Raw genomic sequence first — 680 nt, forward strand, 5'->3', positions numbered from 1 at the left:
AGTGCCGAAGATCACCCGTTGTTTATGCTGGGCGCATGTTCGCAGGAAATTTGTTGATATCCTTCCTAAGGATACAAAGGATCCAGAAGCTGCTATGGCAAGCCAAGGTATTGCTTTTTGCAATCAATTATTTGCAATCGAAAAGTCTCTTCAGAATGACTCGATTGATAAGCGTAAAGAAAAGCGTCTGAAACAGGAAATTCCTATTTTAGAGGCCTTTTGGGCATGGGCTGATTCTCTTCGGCGGCAAGTGCCGCCAAAGTCAGCAATCGGTGAAGCACTAAATTATGCGCAAAATCAAAAAGACGGTCTGATGAATTATTTAAAAGATGGGCACTGCTCCATTTCCAACAATCTAGCGGAAAACAGCATACGTCCCTTTACCATTGGCCGCAAAAACTGGCTGTTTAGCGGTAGTCCTAAAGGAGCTGCTGCAAGCGCTGCCGTATACAGTCTAATCGAAACTGCGAAAGCCAACGGACTAAGCCCATATAGCTACTTAGAGTTCCTTCTCCAGGATTTACCCGGACTTCCGTTTAGGCAATATCCTAAAATTCTAGAAGATTATCTTCCTTGGAATTCGCAGATTCAAAAAAGATGCAAAAAGAACAAAACTTGATGATTCCTAGTATACATCAAATTTTGTTCTTTTTTTATCCACTTTCTTGTTTGACGCTTAC

Annotated in this window: 1 protein-coding gene; it reads left to right on the forward strand. The window is 41.8% G+C overall.

Annotation, left to right across the window (positions count from 1 at the left end; all coding sequences use genetic code 11):
* Nucleotides 1-619, forward strand: a 619-nt coding sequence (gene tnpC / locus LMF89_RS25445; RefSeq protein WP_229537596.1) for an IS66 family transposase, incomplete at its 5' end; no start/stop codon positions are given.
* Between the last annotated feature and the right edge of the window lie 61 nt (nt 620-680).

The sequence above is a fragment of the Pelosinus baikalensis genome (assembly GCF_020819555.1).
Taxonomy (GTDB): domain Bacteria; phylum Bacillota; class Negativicutes; order DSM-13327; family DSM-13327; genus Pelosinus; species Pelosinus baikalensis.